Raw genomic sequence first — 20,561 nt, forward strand, 5'->3', positions numbered from 1 at the left:
CCGCCCTAAGTTGCCTGACCAGCTCACGGAGCAGCCATGAAGCAAGCCGATTTACCGACACTTCGCGAGCGGATAAACCGGGCATTTTTGCAGCCCGAAGCGCTGTTGATTCCCGAGCTGACTCGGCTGCTTGACGATTACGGCCAGCCGGCGGTCGAAGAGTTTGCCGCCGGCCTGCTTACCGCCATGCGCGGCCGGCAAACCGCGGATTCGGCTTTCGAGGCTTTTCTGCGGGAATACAGCCTCGACAGCGCCGAAGGTATCGTATTGATGCGCATGGCGGAAGCCTTGCTGCGTATCCCGGACCCAGCCACGCAAAACCGCTTCCTGAGGGAAAAACTGGCCGACGCAGACTGGCTCGGCCACGTGCTGCACAGCGATTCCTTGATGGTCAAACTGGCCAGCAGCGCGCTGCTGTTGAGCGGCAAACTTGAACAACAAATTCACCGGCATGCGGACGACAAGCAACAAACGCTATGGAGCGACCTGCTTAGCCGGCTGGGCGAGCCCGTGATACGCAATACCCTCATACAGGCCATGCACCAGCTGGCTCGGCATTTCGTGCTGGCCGAACGGATAGACGCCGCGCTGCGGCAAGCCGCCGGCCAACCCGGCTACCGTTATTCCTTCGACATGCTGGGCGAAGCCGCACTGAGCACGGCGGATGCGGAACGCTATTTTCAGGCCTATTCGCAAGCCATAGCCACGCTGGCCGGCGTGGCCGGGGCGGATATATGGGCCAACCCCGGCATATCCATCAAATTGTCCGCGCTGTATCCGCGCTACGAGGCCTTGCAAGCCGGCCGCGCCATTCCCGCCATAAGCGAAAAACTATTGCCGCTGGTCAAGCAGGCCCGAGCCGCCAACATCAGCGTTACCCTCGATGCCGAGGAAGCTGAACGGCTGGAGATGAGTCTGACCATTTTCGCCGAACTTGGCGAACACCCGGATCTGGCCGGTTGGCGGGGCTTTGGATTGGCCGTGCAGGCCTATCAAAAACGCGCGCTTGCGCTTATAAACTGGCTGGCGGAGCTGGCGAACCGGCAGCAACGCATGATTCCGCTACGGCTGGTAAAAGGCGCCTATTGGGACAGCGAGATCAAGCGCGCCCAGGAAAACGGCTGGGAGGATTATCCGCTGTTTACCCGCAAGGCGGCCACCGATGTGTCATATCTGGCTTGCGCGAAATTAATCTTGTCCAGACCGGAGGCTTTTTACCCGCAATTCGCTACCCACAACGCCCACACGGTGGCGGCGATTTGCCGGCTGGGCCAAGATCATCCCGGCTTCGAGTTTCAACGTTTGCACGGCATGGGACAGGCTTTATACGATCAGCTGCTGGAGCAGCAGCCTAGCCTGAACTGCCGGGTATACGCGCCGGTCGGCGGCTACCGGGATTTACTGCCCTATCTGGTACGTCGCCTGCTGGAAAACGGCGCCAACACCTCGTTCATCCATCAAGCGGAGAATCCGGCCGTCAGCCCGCAAAGCCTGTGCCGGGACCCGCTGCTGGTATTACAAAATACCGAACCGGCGCCGCTTGCCCCACCGAAGGATTTATTCGCTCCGCAACGCCAAAGTTCCCAAGGCTTGAATTTGAGCGACCTGGAATTGCTGCGGCAATGGCAAGCCGATCTGGCCAAGCATGGCGATAAAACTTGGCGCGCCGCGCCGCTGGTGGACGGCCAAATTTGTAGCGGCGAGACGTTTACCGTCTACAGCCCGTTCGACCGCACAACCATGGTCGGCCAAGTAAGCCGCAGTTCGCCCCAGACAGTCGAACAGGCTTTACAACAGGCCACTCACGCTTTTACCGCCTGGCGGCTCTGCCCGGTGCAAACCCGGGCGGCTTATTTAAACCAAGCCGCCGACTTGCTGGAGCAACAGCGCCTGGAGCTGGCCGGTCTGTGCATCCGCGAAGCCGGCCGCACCTTCGCCGACGCCTTGGCGGAAATTCGGGAAGCGGTGGATTTGTGCCGTTATTACGCCGCCGGCGCCGTCGAATTATTTGGGCGGCCGCAAGCGTTACCCGGCCCCACCGGCGAGGAAAACAAGCTCTACCAATACGGCCGCGGCGTCTTCGTCTGCATCAGCCCTTGGAATTTTCCGCTTGCCATTTTCATCGGCCAAATCGCCGCCGCGCTGGCGGCCGGCAACACAGTCATCGCCAAACCGGCCTTGCAAACCTCGCTGACCGGCATGGCCTGCGTGCGTCTGCTGCATCAAGCGGGTATTCCCGGCGATGTGTTGCATTTTTTGCCCGGGGAGGGAGCTATCCTGGGCAAGCAGTTGCTGAGCGACCAGCGGGTAGCCGGGGTGGCCTTTACCGGTTCCGGCGCCACCGCGCGCGGCATCAATTTACAACTGGCTCGGCGAGACGGCGCCATCGCAACGCTGATCGCCGAAACCGGCGGCCAAAACGCCATGCTGGCCGACAGTTCCGCACACGCCGAGCAACTGGTTATGGATGTGTTGAAATCGGCCTTTAACAGCGCCGGCCAGCGTTGCTCGGCCTGCCGGGTACTGTTTTTACCGGAAGAAACCGCCGACATCGTCATTGAACGACTGATCGGCGCCATGCAATGGTTGCGGCTGGGGTCGCCGCTGGATTTGAGCACGGATGTCGGCCCGGTCATCGATCAAACCGCCTTGGCTAAATTGCATACGCATATCGCTTATCTAAAACAACATGCCAAACTGCTGTATCAATTGCCCATGCCCGCCGGACTGGAAAAAGGCTGGTATTTTCCGCCCACCCTGGCCGAAATCGCCGAACTTTCGCTACTGAAACAGGAAGTCTTCGGACCAATCTTGCATATCGTCCGCTATGCCGGTTCGGACTTATCCGGGCCAATCGAAGCCATCAACGCCAGCGCTTACGGCCTGACGCTGGGCCTGCATAGCCGTATCGAAACGACCCTGCAAAGCGCGCGGCAACAAGCACGGATCGGTAATGTGTATTGCAACCGCAACATGATAGGCGCGGTAGTCGGTTCGCAACCCTTCGGCGGCATGGGCCTGTCCGGCACCGGCCCCAAGGCGGGCGGTCCAAATTATTTATTACGGTTTGCGGTTGAGCAGACGGTCACCAATAACTTGACAGCCATAGGCGGCAATCCGTGGTTGCTGGCGAAACAACGCTTTCGAGCTGAATAAACGATTTGCGACGTTTATTTATAAAACTTGGATTTGGTCTGATAGCGCATTCAACACTGACTAAGTCTGATCGTGATAGGCTCGGTTCGACCCTTCACCGTCGGTCGAACTCGGGATTCGAACGTCGGTTCTCCGCCCGATTTCAGCTATTCAATCTCTACAGCGTCATAGCAGTCAATACATCGCTAATTACAGCAGAACAGACCTTCGGAATCCTATAGGTTATAATCGGTTGACAGTATGAGAATGTTGAACAGGATTTGAGCGAATTACGGAAAAAGAATGAACCAACAATTAGCCAATCAAACTTCTCCAATTCTCCGCTGGGCAGGAAGCAAACGTAAACTATTGCCTCACATCCTCCCGTGCATACCAAAAAATATTGTTCGTTATATAGAACCGTTTGCCGGATCATGTTGTGTATTCTTGGCATTAAAACCCCGTCGTGCAATTCTTAGCGACTTAAATTCATCGTTAATTGACACTTACAAAACCATTCGCAAAAATCCTGACGAGGTTTTTGATGCGGTGTCTACAATGCCAGATACTGATTCGTTTTATTACCAACTTAGAGCCAACCCTGTAGAGCAATTGGATGATGTATCAAAAGCGGCTCGGTTTGTTTACTTGAATCGTCACTGCTTCAACGGAGTCTATCGGACAAATAAAAGCGGCGTATTTAATGTGCCTCGAGGAACTAAAGCAGGCGTTATTCCTACGAAAGAACATTTTCAAGAATTTGCAACAATTATGCGCAAGGCCAGTTTAAGGTCGGTTGATTTTGAAAAGACATTAAAACAGGCAGGTGTTGACGACTTTGTATACTTAGATCCACCCTACTCTAATCCTAATACCCGTTTTAGAGGTGAGTACGGTTATGGGAGCTTCTGTGACCAAGATCTACAACGATTAGTTACTGCCCTACAGGTCGCCGATAGTAGAGGAGCATTAATCTTACTGTCTTATAATCCATTCATCCAAGCGATGCTTCCAAACTGGTATAGCAAATGTTTATCAGTAAGGCGTAGCGTTGCTGGATTCAACCATCAACGATCAACGGTCACTGAAATGCTATTTTCTAATCGACCTTTTCCTGAAAAGAAATAGCCGCATGTGTAATTTGCATGACTCTTGCGTTCTTAAAATTGCTGTTGCTAGTGATTTACATGCATACCAGCACATTGATGGTAAGCCACTTGAATCATATTTAAATGTACTCGGCACAACTGACTCTGCGAGTAATGATCCGCTACAACACTTGAGTAATCTGATTACCCATGAACAACTTAAAGCTGATTTGTTTCTTTCGCCAGGCGATTTGGGCAATAAAGCTTCTGTCGAGGGTATTAGATATGCATGGAAATCGCTACATGAAATTGGAGACAAATTACAGGCCCATCTGGTTACTGCGGCGTCAGGTAATCATGACTTAGATTCACGATTTCAAAATTACAAATATGATCCAACAGAGATACTTCAACGATTGATTCCGCCTTACCCTCTTCCTAACCAGGTAAATAACGATCAATATTGGGCTAGAAAATTTGCTCTAATTCAGACAGAACATTACAGATTAATAGTTTTAAATAGTGCAGCCTACCATGGTGGTCAAGAAGATGAGATAAATCATGGCCGGATATCTAACTTAACAATTGAACGTATAGCTGAAGAGCTATCTAAATCAGATATTGCTCCAGTTAATATTATATTATGCCATCACCATCCACAGCAATTCCCAGAAATATTTGAAGACGATGACACTTACGACATCATGAAGAATGGTCAGCAATTGCTCAATCTTATTGGCAATGGCGAGCATGGTAACTGGATTGTTATTCATGGTCATAAACACCATGCTAGAGTCGCTTATTCTCAAGGGTATAACTCAGCTCCGCTTGTGATAGCGGCAGGAAGCTTTTCTGCTGTCATTCATCCTAAGCTTCAAACGCAAGCCCGCAATCAATTTTATTTATTGGAATTACCATTAGATCATCAAAATGGATTTGTAGGAACCATAAGGGCCTGGGATTGGAGTCCTGCTGGATGGTCGCCTGCAATGCCCAGTGGCTCTGGGTTGCCAGCAGTCTGCAAGTTCGGCTGCCGAGATGCCGCACAAAATTTAGCGGGAAAAATTAATAAAATATTAGGTAACGATCAGGTTGCAAATTGGAGCAGCATTCTTCAAGAAATTCCAGAATTGGACTTTTTACTACCTAGCGACTTTAAAGCATTAGTACACGCACTAAATAATAAGAAATTCAATATAAATGTAGAATTCGACAATGGGATTCCCAAAGAGATAGGGAGGCGTCAAACGATATGAATGAGAGGGAATCCATCTATAGTTTTGAGGCATATAACGCACGCTGGCTTACCTCTTCTCAAGTTGCGGCGACATTTGTTCCTCCTTCACAATTTTTTGATCTTGCCAAACATAGACATAGTGTATTAGTTGGTCCAAGAGGAAGTGGCAAGACAACACTATTGAAAATGCTCCAACCAGCTGCGCTTGAAAAATGGCATGGTGTCGATGCTGACTGGCATCGAAATAATATTGACTATACGGGGGTTTTTATACCGGCGGACATAAGTTGGCGTCAGCAATTGGATTCAACTAATTCTCGTATTCAAGACAAAGATCAGCGATTACTCCTCTCAAATGCAGCTTTTGCTACGCACATACTTCAAGCTATAGTAGAAACGATGTATTATCGGCTTTCGAAGGCCCCTGATGGAATTGTAGCTCCCTTTAAGAGATGCAATGTTGATAAAAATAATGAAGCAATAATTGTTAATGAGATATCGAAAGTATTTAAAACAACGCCATCCATACCTACATTGTTATCGCTCAAACACACAATCACCACACGCCTGTCTGATATAAAAACAATAATAAATAAAATATCCATTACCAAAGGTGAATTAGAGCTAAATAATTTATCTGAATATCAATTTCTATTTATAGATCCTTTATCAGCAGCTGGCTCAGCAGTTGAGATTTTCGATGATATTTGCGGCGAGCAAGATAGCAAATGGGCGCTTATGTTTGATGAGCTAGAAATTGCACCGGAAAGTATCCAAAGCGAACTGATTCAAGCTCTCAGGTCAACAAATCCGAAGTTCTTGTTTAAGTTGGCGCAAGCGCCATCAACCAGCTGCTCCAAGATAACATCCCCGGATAAATCACCATCGCCTGGTAATGATTATGATGCAATTCAACTCTGGTATGCTCACAAAGAACAAAATGAAGCTAGCCGGAAAAAAAAGACTTTCTGCATAAATTTATGGAATTCCATTCTTCAGAATCGGGGGCATTCTGCAATTTCAAGTCCGGATGATGTGTTTGGGAAAAGCTACTTTGAGCAAGATGGCGACCGGAAAGACAAGGTAAATCCTTACGGACCAACTGGTCATTGGGGGCGGCGCTTTATTCGTCTTTACCAAATTGACCAGACATTTAAAGAATTCTTAGACAAAAGAAATATAGAGCCAGAAAAGATACTAGAGCTTTCTCCCGAAATACGAGCCAGTGTAATTCGAAAGGTCCGCCCAATAGTTGCAGTTCGTGAATTCTATATTCGCCCAAATGAATCAGAAAACAAAACCATAAATCTAAGAAGCAGAAAAAGCATTGAGCTTTATGCTGGAGCAGACTCGATTTTCGACATTTCTGAAGGACATCCAAGATGGCTAAAAGTCGTGTTAGGGCGACTCCTTGATAAAGGAGTTATTACGGGTAATTCATTGAGGGTAAAATCTTCTGTACAAGGTGAAGAGCTTCTTGCATCTGCGAAGCGTTTTGCAGCATTACTACAAACTTATCCTGTTGAAGAAACAAGCCTTACTCAAAGGCATCAAGGATTATTTTCTATAATTGATTTGATTGCAAATTATTTTAAAAATCAAGTTGTCAAAGCTCCTTTTACGCCAGAGCCATATTTGTCTTTTGTCGTTGATTCACAGATTAGCAATGCCTTGCACAACTCATTAGCACAGGCATTGAATCTTGGGGCTATAGTTTATGCTCCTGATCGCGATGGTGAAGTATTACTCACCTCATTGCGTGGAAAGCGTTTCCGAATTTCATATTGGCTGGCTCCGCTATACGGCTTGCCTCTGATTCTTGGTAAGTCAATTTCACTAAGCACAATTTTATCTGAAAAACATTCGTTAAAAATTGAGCCCGATGCTCCAAGGACGTTGGATTTACCATTTGATATGGGGGACTAATAGTGTCGGATACTAGAGTGAAAACTATTCCTTCATATTTGGATGTAAATAATTTAGCAGAAGACTATTCATTTTTTATAGCTTCTCTTGGATTTGAGCGGAGAGCTAGATACATTGCAGAAACTCTTCGCCCAAAAGCAACGCATCATATCGCTTGGAATTTTAAAGATCGACAAACCTATAGTTATCTTGAAAATAAACACTGGTTTTCCTCGAATGAGTATTCGATCATAGACACCGATGAAAGTGATTGCATTCCTGAAGAATTGAAAGCGATACTGGAAAATGCATCAAACCATTCAAACGTTATTGGGTGCATAGACATTTCCAGCATGACGCGAAAAAGAATGGCCGCAATTGTAGAATTGCTTTGCGATGGTTGTATCAAAAGTGGATCGTCGATCGATTTCTTATATTCCTTAGGGGCATATTCACCACCGTCGACAGAAATAGCACCCAATACACATTTTGGCCCCATTTCCCCTTTTTTTGCGGGTTGGACAACAAATCCTAACAAGCCCCCAATTGCTATCGTTGGATTAGGCTATGAAGAGAGCAAGGCATTGGGTGCAACTGAATATATACAAGCAGATGAAGCTTGGGCTTTCATACCAGAATCTCCGATAGAAGCTTATTTGCCAGCTGTGTTGGAAGCTAATGCCACTTTCCTAAGCTTTTTGTCAACTAGACAAAAAATAAACTATAGACCTGACGACCCTGTTGGTTGCTACAGTTTATTAGAGTCACTTTTGTATGGAGTTGCACCATTTGGTCGCCCAATTATTTTGCCATTTGGTCCAAAGATTTTCACTTTAATGGCTCTGCTAGCCTGCACAAAATATAGTGAAGCTTCGGTTTGGCGTGTTAGCGCACAAGAGAACGAAATACCAGCTGATCGCTTGCCAAGCGATTACATAATTGGTGTGCGGGTTACTTTTCATAACTGAATTTTGTCCAGATAGATTCTGCGTGGCAGGGTGCGATAATCTGGGCGTATCGCATCAATTGCGATTGGCGCAATTCGCGACTCGCCACAATCGGCGTCTGCTTGTGGCTGGACATTTGCCATTGGCACTTTTGTTTCGTCTGGCAGCTTTTGGCCGGAGCTTGCCCGTCACGGTAGTGATTAAGCAAAAATCAGTATCAAAATGTCGGATTTGATCTCGATTTTTACAGTTTATTGGATAGTCTGAACGACGCTTAAAGGCTGCTATTACTATCATTGCGCAGAATTACCCGCGCCTGTCAGCACAGCATCACACTCGTCGCAACCAAACAATTCGGCCTTTCCTTCCGGAGAAACGACGCGAGCGGTTCCTCCCGCCCGAATCTCCCATTGCCATATGCCCCTATTTGAACGAGCCGCACCTCGCACCCAACAAGGCAGGTGGTCGAAACGCTCATACAGTTGCCGCGCGTCCATTAATTTCGCGCGCGAAAAAAACCACTCGGCCTGTTCCGAGGTCAGATTGAAGTCTCTGCAGAATTCGCCGCCCTCTTCATGGCCACTGGATAAGGTTTGAAAATTGGCTAAGTGGATCGAATCGGGATAGGCCAACTGTTCGCCACATCCGGTGACGCCCATGCATGCAACGGCAACCAAGTATGTTGGCAAGCGGCGTGGACTCATGGTTTCTTCCATTGCGCGCTACTGCCTTCGCTCGGCTGCTTATAGCCAATGATACCGTGGGCATACACGTCGTCATCCCCAATCGAAAGCTTGGCTTCCAACACTTCCACCAGCCAACTCAGTGAATTGTTCTGTTCCTTATTGACGTTGTCATAGGCTTGCGCCTTTGCATCGAACGCACCAACGATTTCAATGCCTATCGAATCCTCATTGGTGGGATACCGCTCGGGATAACTTTTACCTGCCTCCCGTTGGCTTACGTTGCAAATCGGGCACTGTATGACTCCCCCTTTTTAAACAGCAGCGCATTCAGTTCTTTTAACTCATCAGCCGTGCAAGACTTCATTTCCTGGCAACGGGAACGAATATTACCGACATGCCAACATTTTTGATCTATCCGCGCCGTTTGATAGATAGTGCCATCCTTGTCGATCAGAAAATGCGCACCGTTGTTACCTGAGTCGTAACTGCTGAAAGACGAACCCGCCGTAGCCGCCCCAGTCTGATGTACGACGATCGCATGCACTACGCTCAGCGCGCCTTTTTCAATCGCGCTGTTTACTTTGTCGGTAACATTCTTGTGCACCAACTTACCCCCAGACCAAATCACTTCTTCAGCCACTGTTAACCTCCATCCGACTCATGTTTCCACAATGACAAAGTGGTTATTAAACTCGATACCAGTCCGTTTGACTAGTAAACAAACCGGTGAAATCGCGCCTTTACCCCAGGGAATAATGGCTTGCCAAGAGCACTCTTGCTTATGCGCGGAAAAAACCCGTTTGAGGCAAAAAATACCTTTGGCATACAAAAGACTCCGTTTTGCATAAACCGTCGCCAGCGGATAAAACTTATGATAGCCGCCGGTTATCAAGAAAGATCTGCCTTTCCAGCCCATTGATTTAACTCGGCACGCTGTACGAATCGGATTCGATCGCTGCTTTTCATAACAAAAACAAAATCCATACCTATCGAGGAATGTTTATGCGACGTAGTAACGCAATGTTCAACTTAAAAACCCTGGCCGTTGCCGTGCTGGCATGCACTGGCTCCACTTACGACGTGGCGGCCGCGCCGCCGGCCTCCTGCAAATTGATAACGGCCGACAGGGTATTTGACGGCAACGACGTCCAATTCAATAAAAGCGTATTAGTGGTCGGTGACAAGGTGCGGGCGGTCGGCGACTTTGCGGCGCTGCGCTCGCGGTGCGCCACCCGCTATAACCTAGGCGATGCCACCATCATGCCCGGTTTTATTGAATCCCACGCCCATGTCACTTTTCAAAATGTCGGCAAGGACAAGGTGCTCGAGCATGGCATCACCACGGTACAGGATACCGGCGGGCCCTTGCTGCCGCCGCAAGGCGGCAACGGCACGCTGCGCCTGCTGAGTACCGGCCCGATTCTGCAAGCCCAGGGCGGTTATCCGCTGAATGTTTTTTCCCCCGATGATACGGTCGGCGGCCTGGACAAAGTGGGTCTGGCCATAGCACCCGGCGCCACGGAAAGCGAAGTCAGAGCCATTGTCCGGCAGCTGATTGCCAACGGCGCCTCCGCGATCAAAATTGCCTTGGAATCGGGCGGCGAAGCCGGCGCACCCTGGATGATGCCGCACGGTCACGGCGAAGTGCCGGCCGCGCCGTGGAATCTGCTATCGCAAAACCAAGTCAACTGGATAGTCAGCGAAACCCATATCCATGGCAAAAAAGTGCTCGCGCATGTGGGCGAAAGCGTCGGTTTTCAAATGGCTAAAAATGCCAATGTGGATGTCATGGCGCACATACCCTGCGCGGCGATTGACCACGAGTTGCTGCACGAAGCCGTGCGTGACGGCATGAAATTCATCACCACCATAGACACGCTGGCGTCTTGCGGCGAAGGTCTTTACGCAAATGCCCACGTACCCGGACATGTGTATCAGGAGCATGCCGCCGACGGCCTGGAGTTTCCCTACATTTATGGCTCTGAAATCGCCCACGATAATGTACCGTGGGGCATTAACGGCGAGGAATTACACCTGATGCTGCATCTGGGCAGCGGCGATGCCGTCGATTTCAGCGACGTGCTGAATGTACTGAGAGCAGCCACCTCGGCGGCGGCCGCGAATCTCGCCACGGGCATACCGGGGCTTGGCAGCTTGACGCCCAACGCGCCGGCCGATCTGATCGCCATGAAGGGCAATGCGCTGGCACGCTTCAAGATTATCGAATACCCCGATCTGGTCATGTCCGGCGGCAAGCTGGTGGTGAATAAATTCTCGCCCACGCGCTAACCTTGGCCCTAAATAGTTTGGACGCGGGGCGGCAGACGGCACGCAACGCCGTAGCGTTTGCCGCCCTTTGCTCCCCGACGCCAACCAACCCTTTTTGCCCGCGCCGACGCGCCAATGCCATGAAAATAATACACCTGCCCTTACTGTTGCTTGGGTTGTCGATGTTCAACATCGATGCCAGCCATGCCGCCGTGTTGAGCTTCGATGATGTCACGGACGAAGCGGAAACCGCCATAGCCGACGGTTACGCCGGCTTGAATTGGTCGAACTTTTGGGTGCAGAACCCGGAATTGAGCCAGGTGGCGGATTTCGACTCCGGCTTTTACAACGGCGTGGTCTCCGGGGCTTACAGCGCGTTTAACGGCGCCGGAGCCGGCGCCGCGATAGCGTCCGCCACGCCCTTCGATTTTGCAAGCGCCTACTTTGCCAGCGCGTCGCGCTGGGGATTGGAAATCACCCTGACCGGTTTCAGAAACGGCGTGCAACAGGGCGGGTCGCAACTGATCGTCGTCAACACCGATGCCGCCCGGTTTTTCAGCTTCGACTTTTCCGGCATCGACAGTCTGCAATTTGTCGCCGACGGCGGCGAGGAATATCTCGGCTCCAGTTACCATTTCACCATGGACAATGCCGCGATCAATACCAGCGCGGTGCCGCTACCGGCGACGGCATCGCTGTTCGGTTCGTTCCTGGCCGGTTTTATCGCCGCGAGACGGCGGAAAGGCTGACCGGATTCTCGCGCCGAGCCAAACACGGCAACCAAGACAGTCGCTTGACTGGACCTGCCCGGCTGGCGGTTAAACGCTTACCCGCATTTAACCGCCCGCGCGCAGGAGCGCATCGCTAAATCAGCAGCAATCCTCCCGACAACTCGCACCGACCCGCCGAGCGCCGTTTAGCCCGACTCATCCAGCAAGCGCCAATCGATGCTCCCGGCGGGTCGCGGCGAGAAATTAATGCTACATTAATCGCCATCATTGACCCCGCCAAGCACCCGCATGAGTTCTTCCGATGTTTCCAGAGCCTTGGCCCAACCGGTGCGTTACCGGGTTTTGGCGCGTTATCTGGCCAGCATCGGCCTGGTGGTGGCCGCGTTGCGGCTGCCGCCGATTGTGCTGTCCTGGGCCTGCGGCGATTGGCATTTCATGCTTGGGCAAATTCTGGTTTCGGCGGGATTGCTACTGATTTGCCTGCCGGTGACGCGCATTTGGGTACCGGAGGGCATACGCGACAATGAAGTGATGGTGATCACCAGCCTGTCCTTTGCCTTGACTGCCCTGCTGGAAGCGCTGCCATTTATCGGCGAGGGCTTGAGCGGTATCGACGCCCTCTTCGAAACGGTGTCCGGAGTTACCACCACCGGCTTGAGCACCCTGACGGGTCTGCAACACTATTCCGCCGCGCTGTTATTCAGCCGGGCCTGGATGCAGTGGTACGGCGGCCTGGGCGTGGTGGCATTTTCCATTGCCTTGTTGTTTCTGGACAGGGGCATGGCGGCGCGCCGGCTAGCCATGGGCGACATCACCGACAGCCGGGACATATTGGGTAATGCCCGCGGCCATGTGTTGAAATTATTGCTTATCTACGGCAGCTTGACCATCGTCTCGATTGCCGCCTTGTGGCTGGCCGGACTCGGCCCGTTAAGCGCCGTCACCCATGCCTTGAGCGGCATATCCACCGGCGGCTTTTCCATTTACGACAACAGTTTGGCCGCTATCGACGGCGGCTGGACCCGGGTTTTGGTGTGCATTATCGGCATGTTGGGCGCCGTATCGCTACCCTTGTACTATCATCTGAGCAAACGCGGGATCAAGGAATTGGTGACGGATTCCGAAGCGCTGGCGCTGCCTCTGATTGCCGCGTGCGTGATCGGCGTGCTGTTTCTGTGCCTGGATAGCGGGACGGGCGACGTCATTACCCGTCTGAATCAAGCAACGGTGATGGGGATTTCGGCCCAAACCACCACCGGCTTCGCCAATGTCGACGTCAGCGGCTTGAGCGCCGGCGCCAAGCTGACCTTGATTACCGCAATGACCATGGGCGGTTCGCTGGGCTCCACCGCCGGCGGCATCAAAATTCTGCGTTTTTTGATCGTCTTGCGCCTGATACAGCTGTTCATCGTCCGCACGGCCCTGCCGACGCACGCGGTATTGGAACGCCGCCTGAGGGGCGGCAGACTGGACGCGGAAGAAGTCGAACGGGTACTCATACTGATCATGATATTCATCGGTACGGTACTGCTGTCCTGGTTCGCCTTTTTAGCGATGGGCTACGACCCGCTAAACGCCCTGCTGGAAGTGGTATCGGCCTGTTCGACCACCGGTTTGTCGTCCGGCATCACCCGCACCGCGCTGGAACCCTTGCTAAAAGCGGTCTTGATCCTCGACATGCTGTTGGGGCGGGTGGAGTTTTTGGCCATGCTGGTTTTTTTATATCCGCGCACCTGGATCAAATTAGGGAGTAAATCGTGAAAATAGTCTTTATCGGCGCCTCTTCGCTGGCCATCGCCACCGCGCAACAATTATTGCGGGCGGACCACGAAGTCATCATCATCGAAAACGACAAAACCGTCATCGATAGACTGATGCCGGAAATCGACTGCGTGTTTCTGCACGGCAACGGCAGCAAGCCGGCGATTTTGAAGGAAACAGACCCCGAATCCATAGCCGTGCTGTTTTGCCTGACCAAGAGCGACGAAGCCAACATCATCGCCAGCCTGGTGGCGCGTTCGCTGGGCGTGAAACGGGTGATTACCCGGATCGAAGATCCCGAATTCGAGCATATTTGCGTCGGCCTGGGCCTGACCGACACGATAGTTCCCACGCTGACCAATGCCCGTTATCTGGCCAATATCGCCGCCGGGCATAACATCCTGGAGTTGTCCGCCATTTTTCGCGGCAATATCAAACTGTTTAACTTTATCGCCAGCGCAAGCGAAGCTGGCCCGGTGAACGAACTGGACCTACCCAAGCATACCCGGGTCATCTTCGCTTATCGAAACGATCAGTTTCTACCGCTGGACAGCGACAGCAAAATCGAACCCGCCGACGAATTGGTTCTGGTCTCCACCGCCGACGATTATGAGAAACTGCAAGGCAAATGGGGTAACGGCAAAGCTCAAAATTAAAGCCAAGCAAATGCCGCCGGACAAGCCGCGTAAAAAGTGAACAATCCCTTCCTCGCGTCGTGACTTTGTCCCGATGCCATAAGCAACAAGCCGCCGATAATGCTGTTTTTTGTAAGCGGAAACGATATGCGAAATCTCATTCTATCCATGCTGGTGTTTTGTTCGAGCCTGTCTGCGCATGCCCATGGGCCCACGCCGCAAAAAGCCAAGGAATCCATCGTCATCAACGCCCCCGTGGCTAAAGTCTGGGGAATTGCCAAACAGTTCGGCGCGATAGCCGATTGGCAGACCGATTTGCGGCACAGCAGCGGCGACGGCCAGTTGCAATCGGGCGGCCAACGCACCCTAACCTTTCAGAACGGCCAGAGCCTGGTGGAGGAACTGGACTATTTCAACGAGCAGGAACACGAATACAGTTACCGGCTGAAAACCGAAAATCCCCAGGCATTCCCGACCAGTTCGCACACGGTAGAACTGAAAGTCAGCGCGGGCGATACGCCGGACAGCAGCGTGGTGACCTTAAAAAGCCGCTTTTATCGCGGCGACACCGGCAACACCCCGCCCGCCGAGTTAAACGATGAAGCCGCGGTCAAGGCCATGAACCAATTCTTCACCCATGCGCTGAACGGCTTAAAAAGCAAAGCCGAACATTAACTTTGTCTCGAGCCGTTGACTATTTGAATTCAGAGGAAGCGATATGACAACACATCAAGCAACAATCATTATCCTGATAACCCTGTTGCAAACGCATGTCGCGGCGTTTGCCGAAGAGCAGGCCTATCAGCCGGCGGAATACCAACCCCAAACCGTCTATGCGGAAAGCGAGGCAAGCGCTATCCCCTCGGAGGCCGCGCCGAAAAGTATTGCCGAACCGCCGGCCGCGATTCCGGAAGCTGTCTCGGCCACGGCGGACGCGCTCGAAACAAACAGCTCTACGCCAGAGCCCCCCGCCGACGAGATATCCAAGGCCACGGACAATGCGGAGTTTGCCGGTGCCGAAAACCCACCGCCATCGGATTCGAACTTGGCTCTATTTCTGATGGCCGCTCTGGTCGGCGCGGCCGCTTGGTTTGGGCGACAAAAAACCTCGCGCCAAAATAGCGCGGACGCCGTTACCGGAGAAACAGGGGCAACGGCTACCGGCGTGGAAAGATATCTTGCCAGGCAGCAAGCCAACCGAAAAACCGGCGTGGAAAAATATCTGGCGAGACAAACCGACAGCATGCCTGCCACCGGCGTTAGCAAATATTTGGCAAAACGGGCGGCGAGCGACCAAAACTAAAATTGCCCGGCCGGCCTCGCGATTTGCCCGGAAATCGTCTGGGGCCGGTCTCTCATTCATTCCGTAGTTCAGGCATTTTTGACTATGCCGTGCCGGCTGGCCAACAGCGCCAGTTCGGACAGGGTTTTCACGCCCAGCTTTTCCTTGATCGCGGTACCATGGTTGCCGACGGTTTTATAACTCAGACACAAGTTCTCCGCCGCTTCCCGCGTGCTTACGCCGGTGGCCAGCAAGCAAAAAATATCGAATTCGCGCGGCGACAGCGATTTGATTTTGGCGGTTTCGTCCTGGTCGACGGCCGAGCTGATCGCCAGTTGCTGGGCCAACTCCGGATCGACATAAGTACCGCCCTCGGCAATCGTGCATACGGCGGTGATCAGGGTCTCCGGCGCATTGCTCTTGGTGATGTAGCCCTTGGCCCCGGCCTTGATGGCGCGAGTAACGTAAACCAATTCGTTATGGATGCTGAACACCAGGATTTTACAATTGGCGTGCCGGCCCAGCAGGCGGCGAATGCTTTCCAGCCCGCCCAGGCCGGGCATCGACAAATCCATCACCACCACATCCGGCAACTGCCGGGAATAAAGCTGGCAAGCGGTTTCGCCGCGCTCGGCTTCGTAAATTTGACCGATATGCTCGGATAGCGATAAATAAGCCTTGTAGCCAGCCCTGACGACCGCATGGTCGTCCACCAGTAATACATTGATTTTATCCGGCACGCGATAGCTCCCTTATTCGAAATATACGGCAAACACCCGGCAAATGCCCGGCTCTATTCCCAACATCTTGCCAATTTTTCTCCGCCTAAACCATGGGAGCTTTTCCTGTTTATGACTGGCGGCGGCTGCCTCGCAACCGGGAACATTACCCTGGCATTTTTCGGCTGATTTCCCGCCGATTCGATGGATTCTTCCGTAACGGCCAAACAGACCCTTTCTATACCATTTGCCGCAGCGTGGCCTGCCCGGTTGCTTACCCGTGATGCGGTTTTGATCAAGAACGCTGCTTAGCAAAAACTGATTTCAACCGGCGGCGCCACGCCTCTTTTCAAAGAATAAAAATCTGGAGGAAACATGCAACAACTCGATTTGCGCGTAGTGGGGAAAACCGCCGCATTAATGGCGGGCGGCATCCTGAGCGTGGCGCAACCGGCGCTGGCCAATAAGGAGCTGGAACAGCTCGCCAAGCAGAACACCAACTGGGTCATGCAAACCAAGGATTACGCATCGACCCATTTCAGCGAGATGATCGACATCAACGCCAACAACGTTAAAAACCTGAAAGTGGCGTGGTCGTTCTCGACCGGCGTGCTGAACGGCCACGAAGGCGGTCCGCTGGTGGTTGACGGCATCATGTACGTGCACACCCCATATCCGAACAACGTCTTCGCGATCGATTTGAACGAGCCGGACAAGATTTTATGGCAGTTCAAGCCCAAGCAGAACCCGGCGGCCCGCGCGGTGGCCTGCTGCGACGTGGTTAACCGCGGCTTGGCCTATGCGCCGGCCGGCAAGGATTATCCGGCCACGATCTTTTTGAACCAGTTGGACGGCCATGTCGTGGCGTTGAACGCCAAGACCGGCGAACTGCGCTGGAAAATGGAAAACTCCGACATCGCCATGGGCTCCACCTTGACCGTGGCGCCGTTCGTGGCCAAGGATAAAGTCATCGTCGGTTCCTCCGGCGCCGAGCTGGGCGTGCGCGGTTACGCGACCGCTTACAACGTTAAGGACGGCAAGCAAGAGTGGCGGGTGTATGCCACCGGTCCCGACGAAGACATCAAACTGTCCAAAGACTTCAACAAAGCCAACCCGCATTACGGCCAGTTCGGTTTGGGCCTGAAAACCTGGGAAGGCGACGCCTGGAAAATCGGCGGCGGCACCAACTGGGGTTGGTACGCCTACGACAGCGACCTGGAGATGCTGTACTACGGCTCCGGTAACCCAGCACCTTGGAACGAAACCATGCGCCCCGGCGACAACAAATGGACCATGACCATCTGGGGCCGCGACATTAACAGCGGCGAAGCCAAATTCGGCTACCAAAAAACCCCGCACGACGAGTGGGACTACGCCGGCGTCAACTACATGGGCCTGTCCGAGCAAGTGGTGGACGGCAAGAAACGCAAGCTGCTGACCCATCCCGACCGTAACGGTCTGGTCTACACCCTGGACCGCGAGAACGGCGATCTGATCAACGCCTTCAAGATCGACGACACCGTCAACTGGGTCAAGAAAGTCGATCTGAAAACCGGCCTGCCGGTGCGCGACCCGGAATATTCCACACACATGGACCACCAAGCTACCGGCATCTGCCCGTCGGCCATGGGTTACCACAACCAGGGCATCGAATCCTACGACCCGAACAAGCAACTGTTCTTCATGGGCATCAACCACATCTGCATGGATTGGGAACCGTTCATGCTGCCTTACCGGGCCGGCCAATTCTTCGTCGGCGCGACTTTGAACATGTATCCGGGTCCGAAAGGCACCCTGGGCCAGGTCAAAGCCATGAACGCGGTCACCGGCAAAATGGAATGGGAAGTTCAGGAGAAATTCGCGGTTTGGGGCGGCACCATGGCCACCGCCGGCGACTTGGTGTTCTACGGCACCCTGGACGGTTACATCAAGGCTCGCCATTCCAAAACCGGCGAAGAACTGTGGAAGTTCAAACTGCCTTCCGGCGTCATCGGCCATCCGATTACCTATAAACACAACAACAAACAGTATGTGGCGATTTATTACGGTGTCGGCGGCTGGCCCGGCGTTGGCCTGGTATTCGACCTGGCCGATCCGACCGCCGGTCTGGGCGCGGTGGGTGCGTTTAAAGAATTGGCGCACTACACCCAAATGGGCGGCGGCGTGATGGTGTTCTCGCTGTAAAACACCCTCACCCCAACCCCTCTCCCAGTGGGAGAGGGGCGTTTTCTTGATGTCGGCTGTATTCGATTTAACGATGGCGTCGGGAAAGCGAGGGTAAAGCTCCGTCTCCCATTGGGAGAAGGCGGGGGGTGAGGCGGGCGAATGCCCTCCGAGTCCCGTGAATTAACAAGCAACGAATAACCATGAAAAATACAAAACGCATTTTTACCGCTTTGGTTTTGGGTATCGGCTTTGCCAATGTTCAAGCCGAGCAACAGGCGTTGAAAGTCTGCACCGCCGAAAACGAAATGCCTTATTCCAACCAAGCCGGCGAGGGCTTCGAGAACAAGCTGGCGCAATACGTCGCCGAGCGCATGGGTCGGAAACTGGAAATCGTGACCTGGACCGATCCGCGCTACTTCATCCGCGATTATCTGGATAAAGGCTTGTGCGACGTGGTGATGGGCGTCGATGCCGGCGATCCGCGCGTGCTGACCACGGCGCCGTACTACCGTTCGGGCTACGTGTTCATCAGCCGCGAGCAGGACGGTTTGGATTTGAAAAATTGGGATAGTCCTGCGTTGAAGACCGCCAAGCGCATTGCCTTCGCGCCCGGCACGCCGGCCGAGACCATGTTGCGCGTGATTGGGCGTTACAACGACATGTTCAACTATCAACAGGAATTGGTGGGTTTCAAGTCCAGGCGTAATCAGTACGTCAAGTACGACAACGACAAACTGGTCAACGAAGTGGCGTCCGGCAAGGCCGAAATCGCCATTCTGTGGGGACCGGCGGCCGCGCGTTACGTAAAAGCGTCGCCCACGCCGCTGACCATGACCGTGATTCCGGACAACGCCAAGCGCGCGGATGGCGAGAAAGTCGGCTTCCAGTACAGCACGGCGATCGGTGTGCGTAAGGGTGACACCGCCTTGTTGGCGCAGTTGAACAACATCGTCAAAGAACAGCAAGACGAGATCGCGGAACTCCTGGAAGCGGAAGGCATTCCGTTGCTGGAGGAACCCGAAACCGCCTTGTCCATGAACTAACAGGAAACATTGAATGAAATTGAAGACATTACTAAACGGCACCGTGTTGACTCTGGCGTTAGCCGGGGTGACCAGCGCCCAGGCCGACATCACCTTGCGCCACGCCCTGACCGGCGAAACGCTAGATTTGAGTTTTGCCAAGAAGGGCGGCAACACCGACAAGTTCAAGCAATTCCTGCAGACCGGCAAGAACCCGTACAACGGCGATGCCGAAGCCGCCAAGAAGGGCGAGAGCCTGTACATGACTGGTTGCTCCGGCTGCCACGGCCACGAGGCGGAGGGCAAGCTCGGACCCGGTCTGGCCGACGACTACTGGACCTATCCGCGCGGCCTGACCGACCAGGGTTTGTTCGAAATTCTGTTCGGCGGCGCCAACGGCATGATGGGCCCGCAATACGTCAATTTCAGCACCGACGACATGCTGCACATCATGTCCTTCATCCGCCATATCTACAAAGGCGATCCGAAGAAGGCGGAATGGTTGAAGTAAATCCCGCACCCTGGATCTTTGCCGGTTGTAGGGTATGCACTGCGTACCCTACTGACTTCGGAAAAGGCGTGCTTATCCAAAAAATCATCAGGAGATCAACATGAAGACATTATTGATATTGAGCGCAACACTTTTGGTTCTGGGCCTGTCCGGCGCAGCAAACGCCTACGACGGCACCAAATGCAAGGAAGCCGGCAACTGCTGGGAACCGAAACCGGGTTATCCCGCGCAAGTGGCCGGCAGCAAGTACGATCCGAAACACGATCCCAACGAGCTCAACAAGCAGGCGCAATCGATCAAGGAAATGGAAGCCCGTAACGCCAAGCGCACGGAAATTTTGGCCAAGACCGGCAAGTTCGTTTACGACGTCGAAGGCCAGTGATGACTCGGCGCGAATTATCGTCAATTCCCCTGATGATTCGCCTTTCATCACCCTCGGCGTGGGCTGCAACGGACAACTAGCCCGCG

General features: G+C 52.9%; 20 protein-coding genes. 15 read left to right on the forward strand and 5 right to left on the reverse strand.

All coding sequences use genetic code 11. The annotated features are described in order from the left end of the window. The first annotated feature begins 36 nt into the window (after positions 1-36). From putA to NP590_RS09700, 5 genes are all read left to right on the forward strand, one after another. Positions 37-3,156, forward strand: coding sequence for a bifunctional proline dehydrogenase/L-glutamate gamma-semialdehyde dehydrogenase PutA (gene putA / locus NP590_RS09680; protein ID WP_256602174.1), 3,120 nt, complete (start codon positions 37-39; stop codon positions 3,154-3,156). 282 nt (positions 3,157-3,438) lie between these two features. Beyond that, positions 3,439-4,263: a DNA adenine methylase gene (locus tag NP590_RS09685; protein ID WP_256602175.1), complete on the forward strand. Its 825-nt coding sequence runs from the start codon at positions 3,439-3,441 to the stop codon at positions 4,261-4,263. Positions 4,264-4,267: 4 nt separating this feature from the next. Continuing rightward, positions 4,268-5,479, forward strand: a complete 1,212-nt coding sequence (locus NP590_RS09690; RefSeq protein WP_256602176.1) for a metallophosphoesterase family protein — start codon at positions 4,268-4,270, stop codon at positions 5,477-5,479. Then, positions 5,476-7,386 (forward strand): ORC-CDC6 family AAA ATPase, encoded by a 1,911-nt coding sequence (locus tag NP590_RS09695; RefSeq protein ID WP_256602177.1) that lies wholly within the window; start codon positions 5,476-5,478, stop codon positions 7,384-7,386. The genes NP590_RS09690 and NP590_RS09695 overlap by 4 nt, the downstream gene beginning before the upstream one ends. A 17-nt stretch (positions 7,387-7,403) precedes the next feature. Then, positions 7,404-8,333 (forward strand): hypothetical protein, encoded by a 930-nt coding sequence (locus tag NP590_RS09700; RefSeq protein WP_256602178.1) that lies wholly within the window; start codon positions 7,404-7,406, stop codon positions 8,331-8,333. A gap of 272 nt (positions 8,334-8,605) precedes the next feature. On the opposite strand, the gene NP590_RS09705 is transcribed toward NP590_RS09700, so the two are convergent. From NP590_RS09705 to NP590_RS09715, 4 genes are read right to left on the reverse strand one after another with little or no spacing between them, the layout of a single operon-like run. Beyond that, positions 8,606-9,028: a hypothetical protein gene (locus NP590_RS09705; RefSeq protein WP_256602179.1), complete on the reverse strand. Its 423-nt coding sequence runs from the start codon at positions 9,026-9,028 to the stop codon at positions 8,606-8,608. After that, complete coding sequence (locus tag NP590_RS20590; RefSeq protein ID WP_371927288.1) at positions 9,013-9,297, reverse strand: N-acetylmuramoyl-L-alanine amidase; 285 nt, start codon at positions 9,295-9,297, stop codon at positions 9,013-9,015. Before NP590_RS20590 ends, NP590_RS09705 begins: the two co-directional genes overlap by 16 nt. Continuing rightward, positions 9,273-9,638, reverse strand: a complete 366-nt coding sequence (locus NP590_RS09710; RefSeq protein ID WP_256602180.1) for a peptidoglycan recognition protein family protein — start codon at positions 9,636-9,638, stop codon at positions 9,273-9,275. Before NP590_RS09710 ends, NP590_RS20590 begins: the two co-directional genes overlap by 25 nt. Before the next feature lie 18 nt (positions 9,639-9,656). After that, positions 9,657-9,914, reverse strand: a complete 258-nt coding sequence (locus NP590_RS09715; RefSeq protein WP_256602181.1) for a hypothetical protein — start codon at positions 9,912-9,914, stop codon at positions 9,657-9,659. 104 nt (positions 9,915-10,018) lie between these two features. Here NP590_RS09715 and NP590_RS09720 point away from each other — a divergent pair, with 104 nt between their 5' ends. The 6 genes from NP590_RS09720 (at position 10,019) to NP590_RS09745 (ending at position 15,696) form a co-directional block, all read left to right on the forward strand. Next, on the forward strand, positions 10,019-11,287 hold the full coding sequence (locus NP590_RS09720) for an amidohydrolase family protein (RefSeq protein WP_256602182.1): 1,269 nt from the start codon (positions 10,019-10,021) through the stop codon (positions 11,285-11,287). Positions 11,288-11,406: 119 nt separating this feature from the next. Beyond that, positions 11,407-12,015, forward strand: coding sequence for a VPLPA-CTERM sorting domain-containing protein (locus NP590_RS09725; protein ID WP_256602183.1), 609 nt, complete (start codon positions 11,407-11,409; stop codon positions 12,013-12,015). Between the two features lie 270 nt (positions 12,016-12,285). Next, a complete protein-coding gene (locus NP590_RS09730; protein ID WP_256602184.1) occupies positions 12,286-13,758 on the forward strand; it encodes a TrkH family potassium uptake protein in 1,473 nt (490 codons plus the stop codon). Further along, positions 13,755-14,414 carry a potassium channel family protein gene (locus NP590_RS09735; RefSeq protein WP_256602185.1) on the forward strand — a complete coding sequence of 220 codons (660 nt, stop codon included), beginning with the start codon at positions 13,755-13,757 and terminating at the stop codon, positions 14,412-14,414. Before NP590_RS09730 ends, NP590_RS09735 begins: the two co-directional genes overlap by 4 nt. Before the next feature lie 126 nt (positions 14,415-14,540). After that, positions 14,541-15,068: an SRPBCC family protein gene (locus NP590_RS09740; RefSeq protein ID WP_256602186.1), complete on the forward strand. Its 528-nt coding sequence runs from the start codon at positions 14,541-14,543 to the stop codon at positions 15,066-15,068. Positions 15,069-15,111: 43 nt separating this feature from the next. Beyond that, on the forward strand, positions 15,112-15,696 hold the full coding sequence (locus tag NP590_RS09745) for a hypothetical protein (protein ID WP_256602187.1): 585 nt from the start codon (positions 15,112-15,114) through the stop codon (positions 15,694-15,696). Between the two features lie 68 nt (positions 15,697-15,764). Here NP590_RS09745 and NP590_RS09750 read toward each other — a convergent pair whose 3' ends face one another. Next, complete coding sequence (locus NP590_RS09750; RefSeq protein WP_256602188.1) at positions 15,765-16,415, reverse strand: response regulator; 651 nt, start codon at positions 16,413-16,415, stop codon at positions 15,765-15,767. Between the two features lie 399 nt (positions 16,416-16,814). Here NP590_RS09750 and NP590_RS09755 point away from each other — a divergent pair, with 399 nt between their 5' ends. The 4 genes from NP590_RS09755 to NP590_RS09770 all read left to right on the forward strand — a co-directional run bounded on the left by NP590_RS09755 (position 16,815) and on the right by NP590_RS09770 (position 20,475). Further along, positions 16,815-18,578: a methanol/ethanol family PQQ-dependent dehydrogenase gene (locus tag NP590_RS09755; RefSeq protein ID WP_371927289.1), complete on the forward strand. Its 1,764-nt coding sequence runs from the start codon at positions 16,815-16,817 to the stop codon at positions 18,576-18,578. Positions 18,579-18,760: 182 nt separating this feature from the next. Continuing rightward, the gene (moxJ, locus tag NP590_RS09760; RefSeq protein ID WP_256602190.1) at positions 18,761-19,603 is read left to right on the forward strand and encodes a methanol oxidation system protein MoxJ; all 843 of its coding nucleotides are present in this window, start codon (positions 18,761-18,763) and stop codon (positions 19,601-19,603) included. 13 nt (positions 19,604-19,616) lie between these two features. Further along, positions 19,617-20,093 carry a cytochrome c(L), periplasmic gene (moxG, locus tag NP590_RS09765; protein WP_256602191.1) on the forward strand — a complete coding sequence of 159 codons (477 nt, stop codon included), beginning with the start codon at positions 19,617-19,619 and terminating at the stop codon, positions 20,091-20,093. A gap of 100 nt (positions 20,094-20,193) precedes the next feature. Continuing rightward, positions 20,194-20,475 (forward strand): methanol dehydrogenase [cytochrome c] subunit, encoded by a 282-nt coding sequence (locus NP590_RS09770; protein ID WP_256602192.1) that lies wholly within the window; start codon positions 20,194-20,196, stop codon positions 20,473-20,475. The last annotated feature ends 86 nt before the right edge of the window (positions 20,476-20,561 follow it).

The organism is Methylomonas subterranea (genome assembly GCF_024505185.1).
Classification (GTDB): Bacteria; Pseudomonadota; Gammaproteobacteria; order Methylococcales; family Methylomonadaceae; genus Methylomonas; species Methylomonas subterranea.

Coding starts and splice junctions, on each gene's coding strand:
- putA (WP_256602174.1), top strand. CDS start 37: ATGAAGCAAGCCGATTTACCGACACTTCGCGAGCGGATAAACCGGGCA.
- NP590_RS09685 (WP_256602175.1), top strand. CDS start 3,439: ATGAACCAACAATTAGCCAATCAAACTTCTCCAATTCTCCGCTGGGCA.
- NP590_RS09690 (WP_256602176.1), top strand. CDS start 4,268: ATGTGTAATTTGCATGACTCTTGCGTTCTTAAAATTGCTGTTGCTAGT.
- NP590_RS09695 (WP_256602177.1), top strand. CDS start 5,476: ATGAATGAGAGGGAATCCATCTATAGTTTTGAGGCATATAACGCACGC.
- NP590_RS09705 (WP_256602179.1), bottom strand. CDS start 9,028: ATGGAAGAAACCATGAGTCCACGCCGCTTGCCAACATACTTGGTTGCC.
- NP590_RS09715 (WP_256602181.1), bottom strand. CDS start 9,914: ATGGGCTGGAAAGGCAGATCTTTCTTGATAACCGGCGGCTATCATAAG.
- NP590_RS09720 (WP_256602182.1), top strand. CDS start 10,019: ATGTTCAACTTAAAAACCCTGGCCGTTGCCGTGCTGGCATGCACTGGC.
- NP590_RS09725 (WP_256602183.1), top strand. CDS start 11,407: ATGAAAATAATACACCTGCCCTTACTGTTGCTTGGGTTGTCGATGTTC.
- NP590_RS09730 (WP_256602184.1), top strand. CDS start 12,286: ATGAGTTCTTCCGATGTTTCCAGAGCCTTGGCCCAACCGGTGCGTTAC.
- NP590_RS09740 (WP_256602186.1), top strand. CDS start 14,541: ATGCGAAATCTCATTCTATCCATGCTGGTGTTTTGTTCGAGCCTGTCT.
- NP590_RS09745 (WP_256602187.1), top strand. CDS start 15,112: ATGACAACACATCAAGCAACAATCATTATCCTGATAACCCTGTTGCAA.
- NP590_RS09755 (WP_371927289.1), top strand. CDS start 16,815: ATGGCGGGCGGCATCCTGAGCGTGGCGCAACCGGCGCTGGCCAATAAG.
- moxJ (WP_256602190.1), top strand. CDS start 18,761: ATGAAAAATACAAAACGCATTTTTACCGCTTTGGTTTTGGGTATCGGC.
- moxG (WP_256602191.1), top strand. CDS start 19,617: ATGAAATTGAAGACATTACTAAACGGCACCGTGTTGACTCTGGCGTTA.
- NP590_RS09770 (WP_256602192.1), top strand. CDS start 20,194: ATGAAGACATTATTGATATTGAGCGCAACACTTTTGGTTCTGGGCCTG.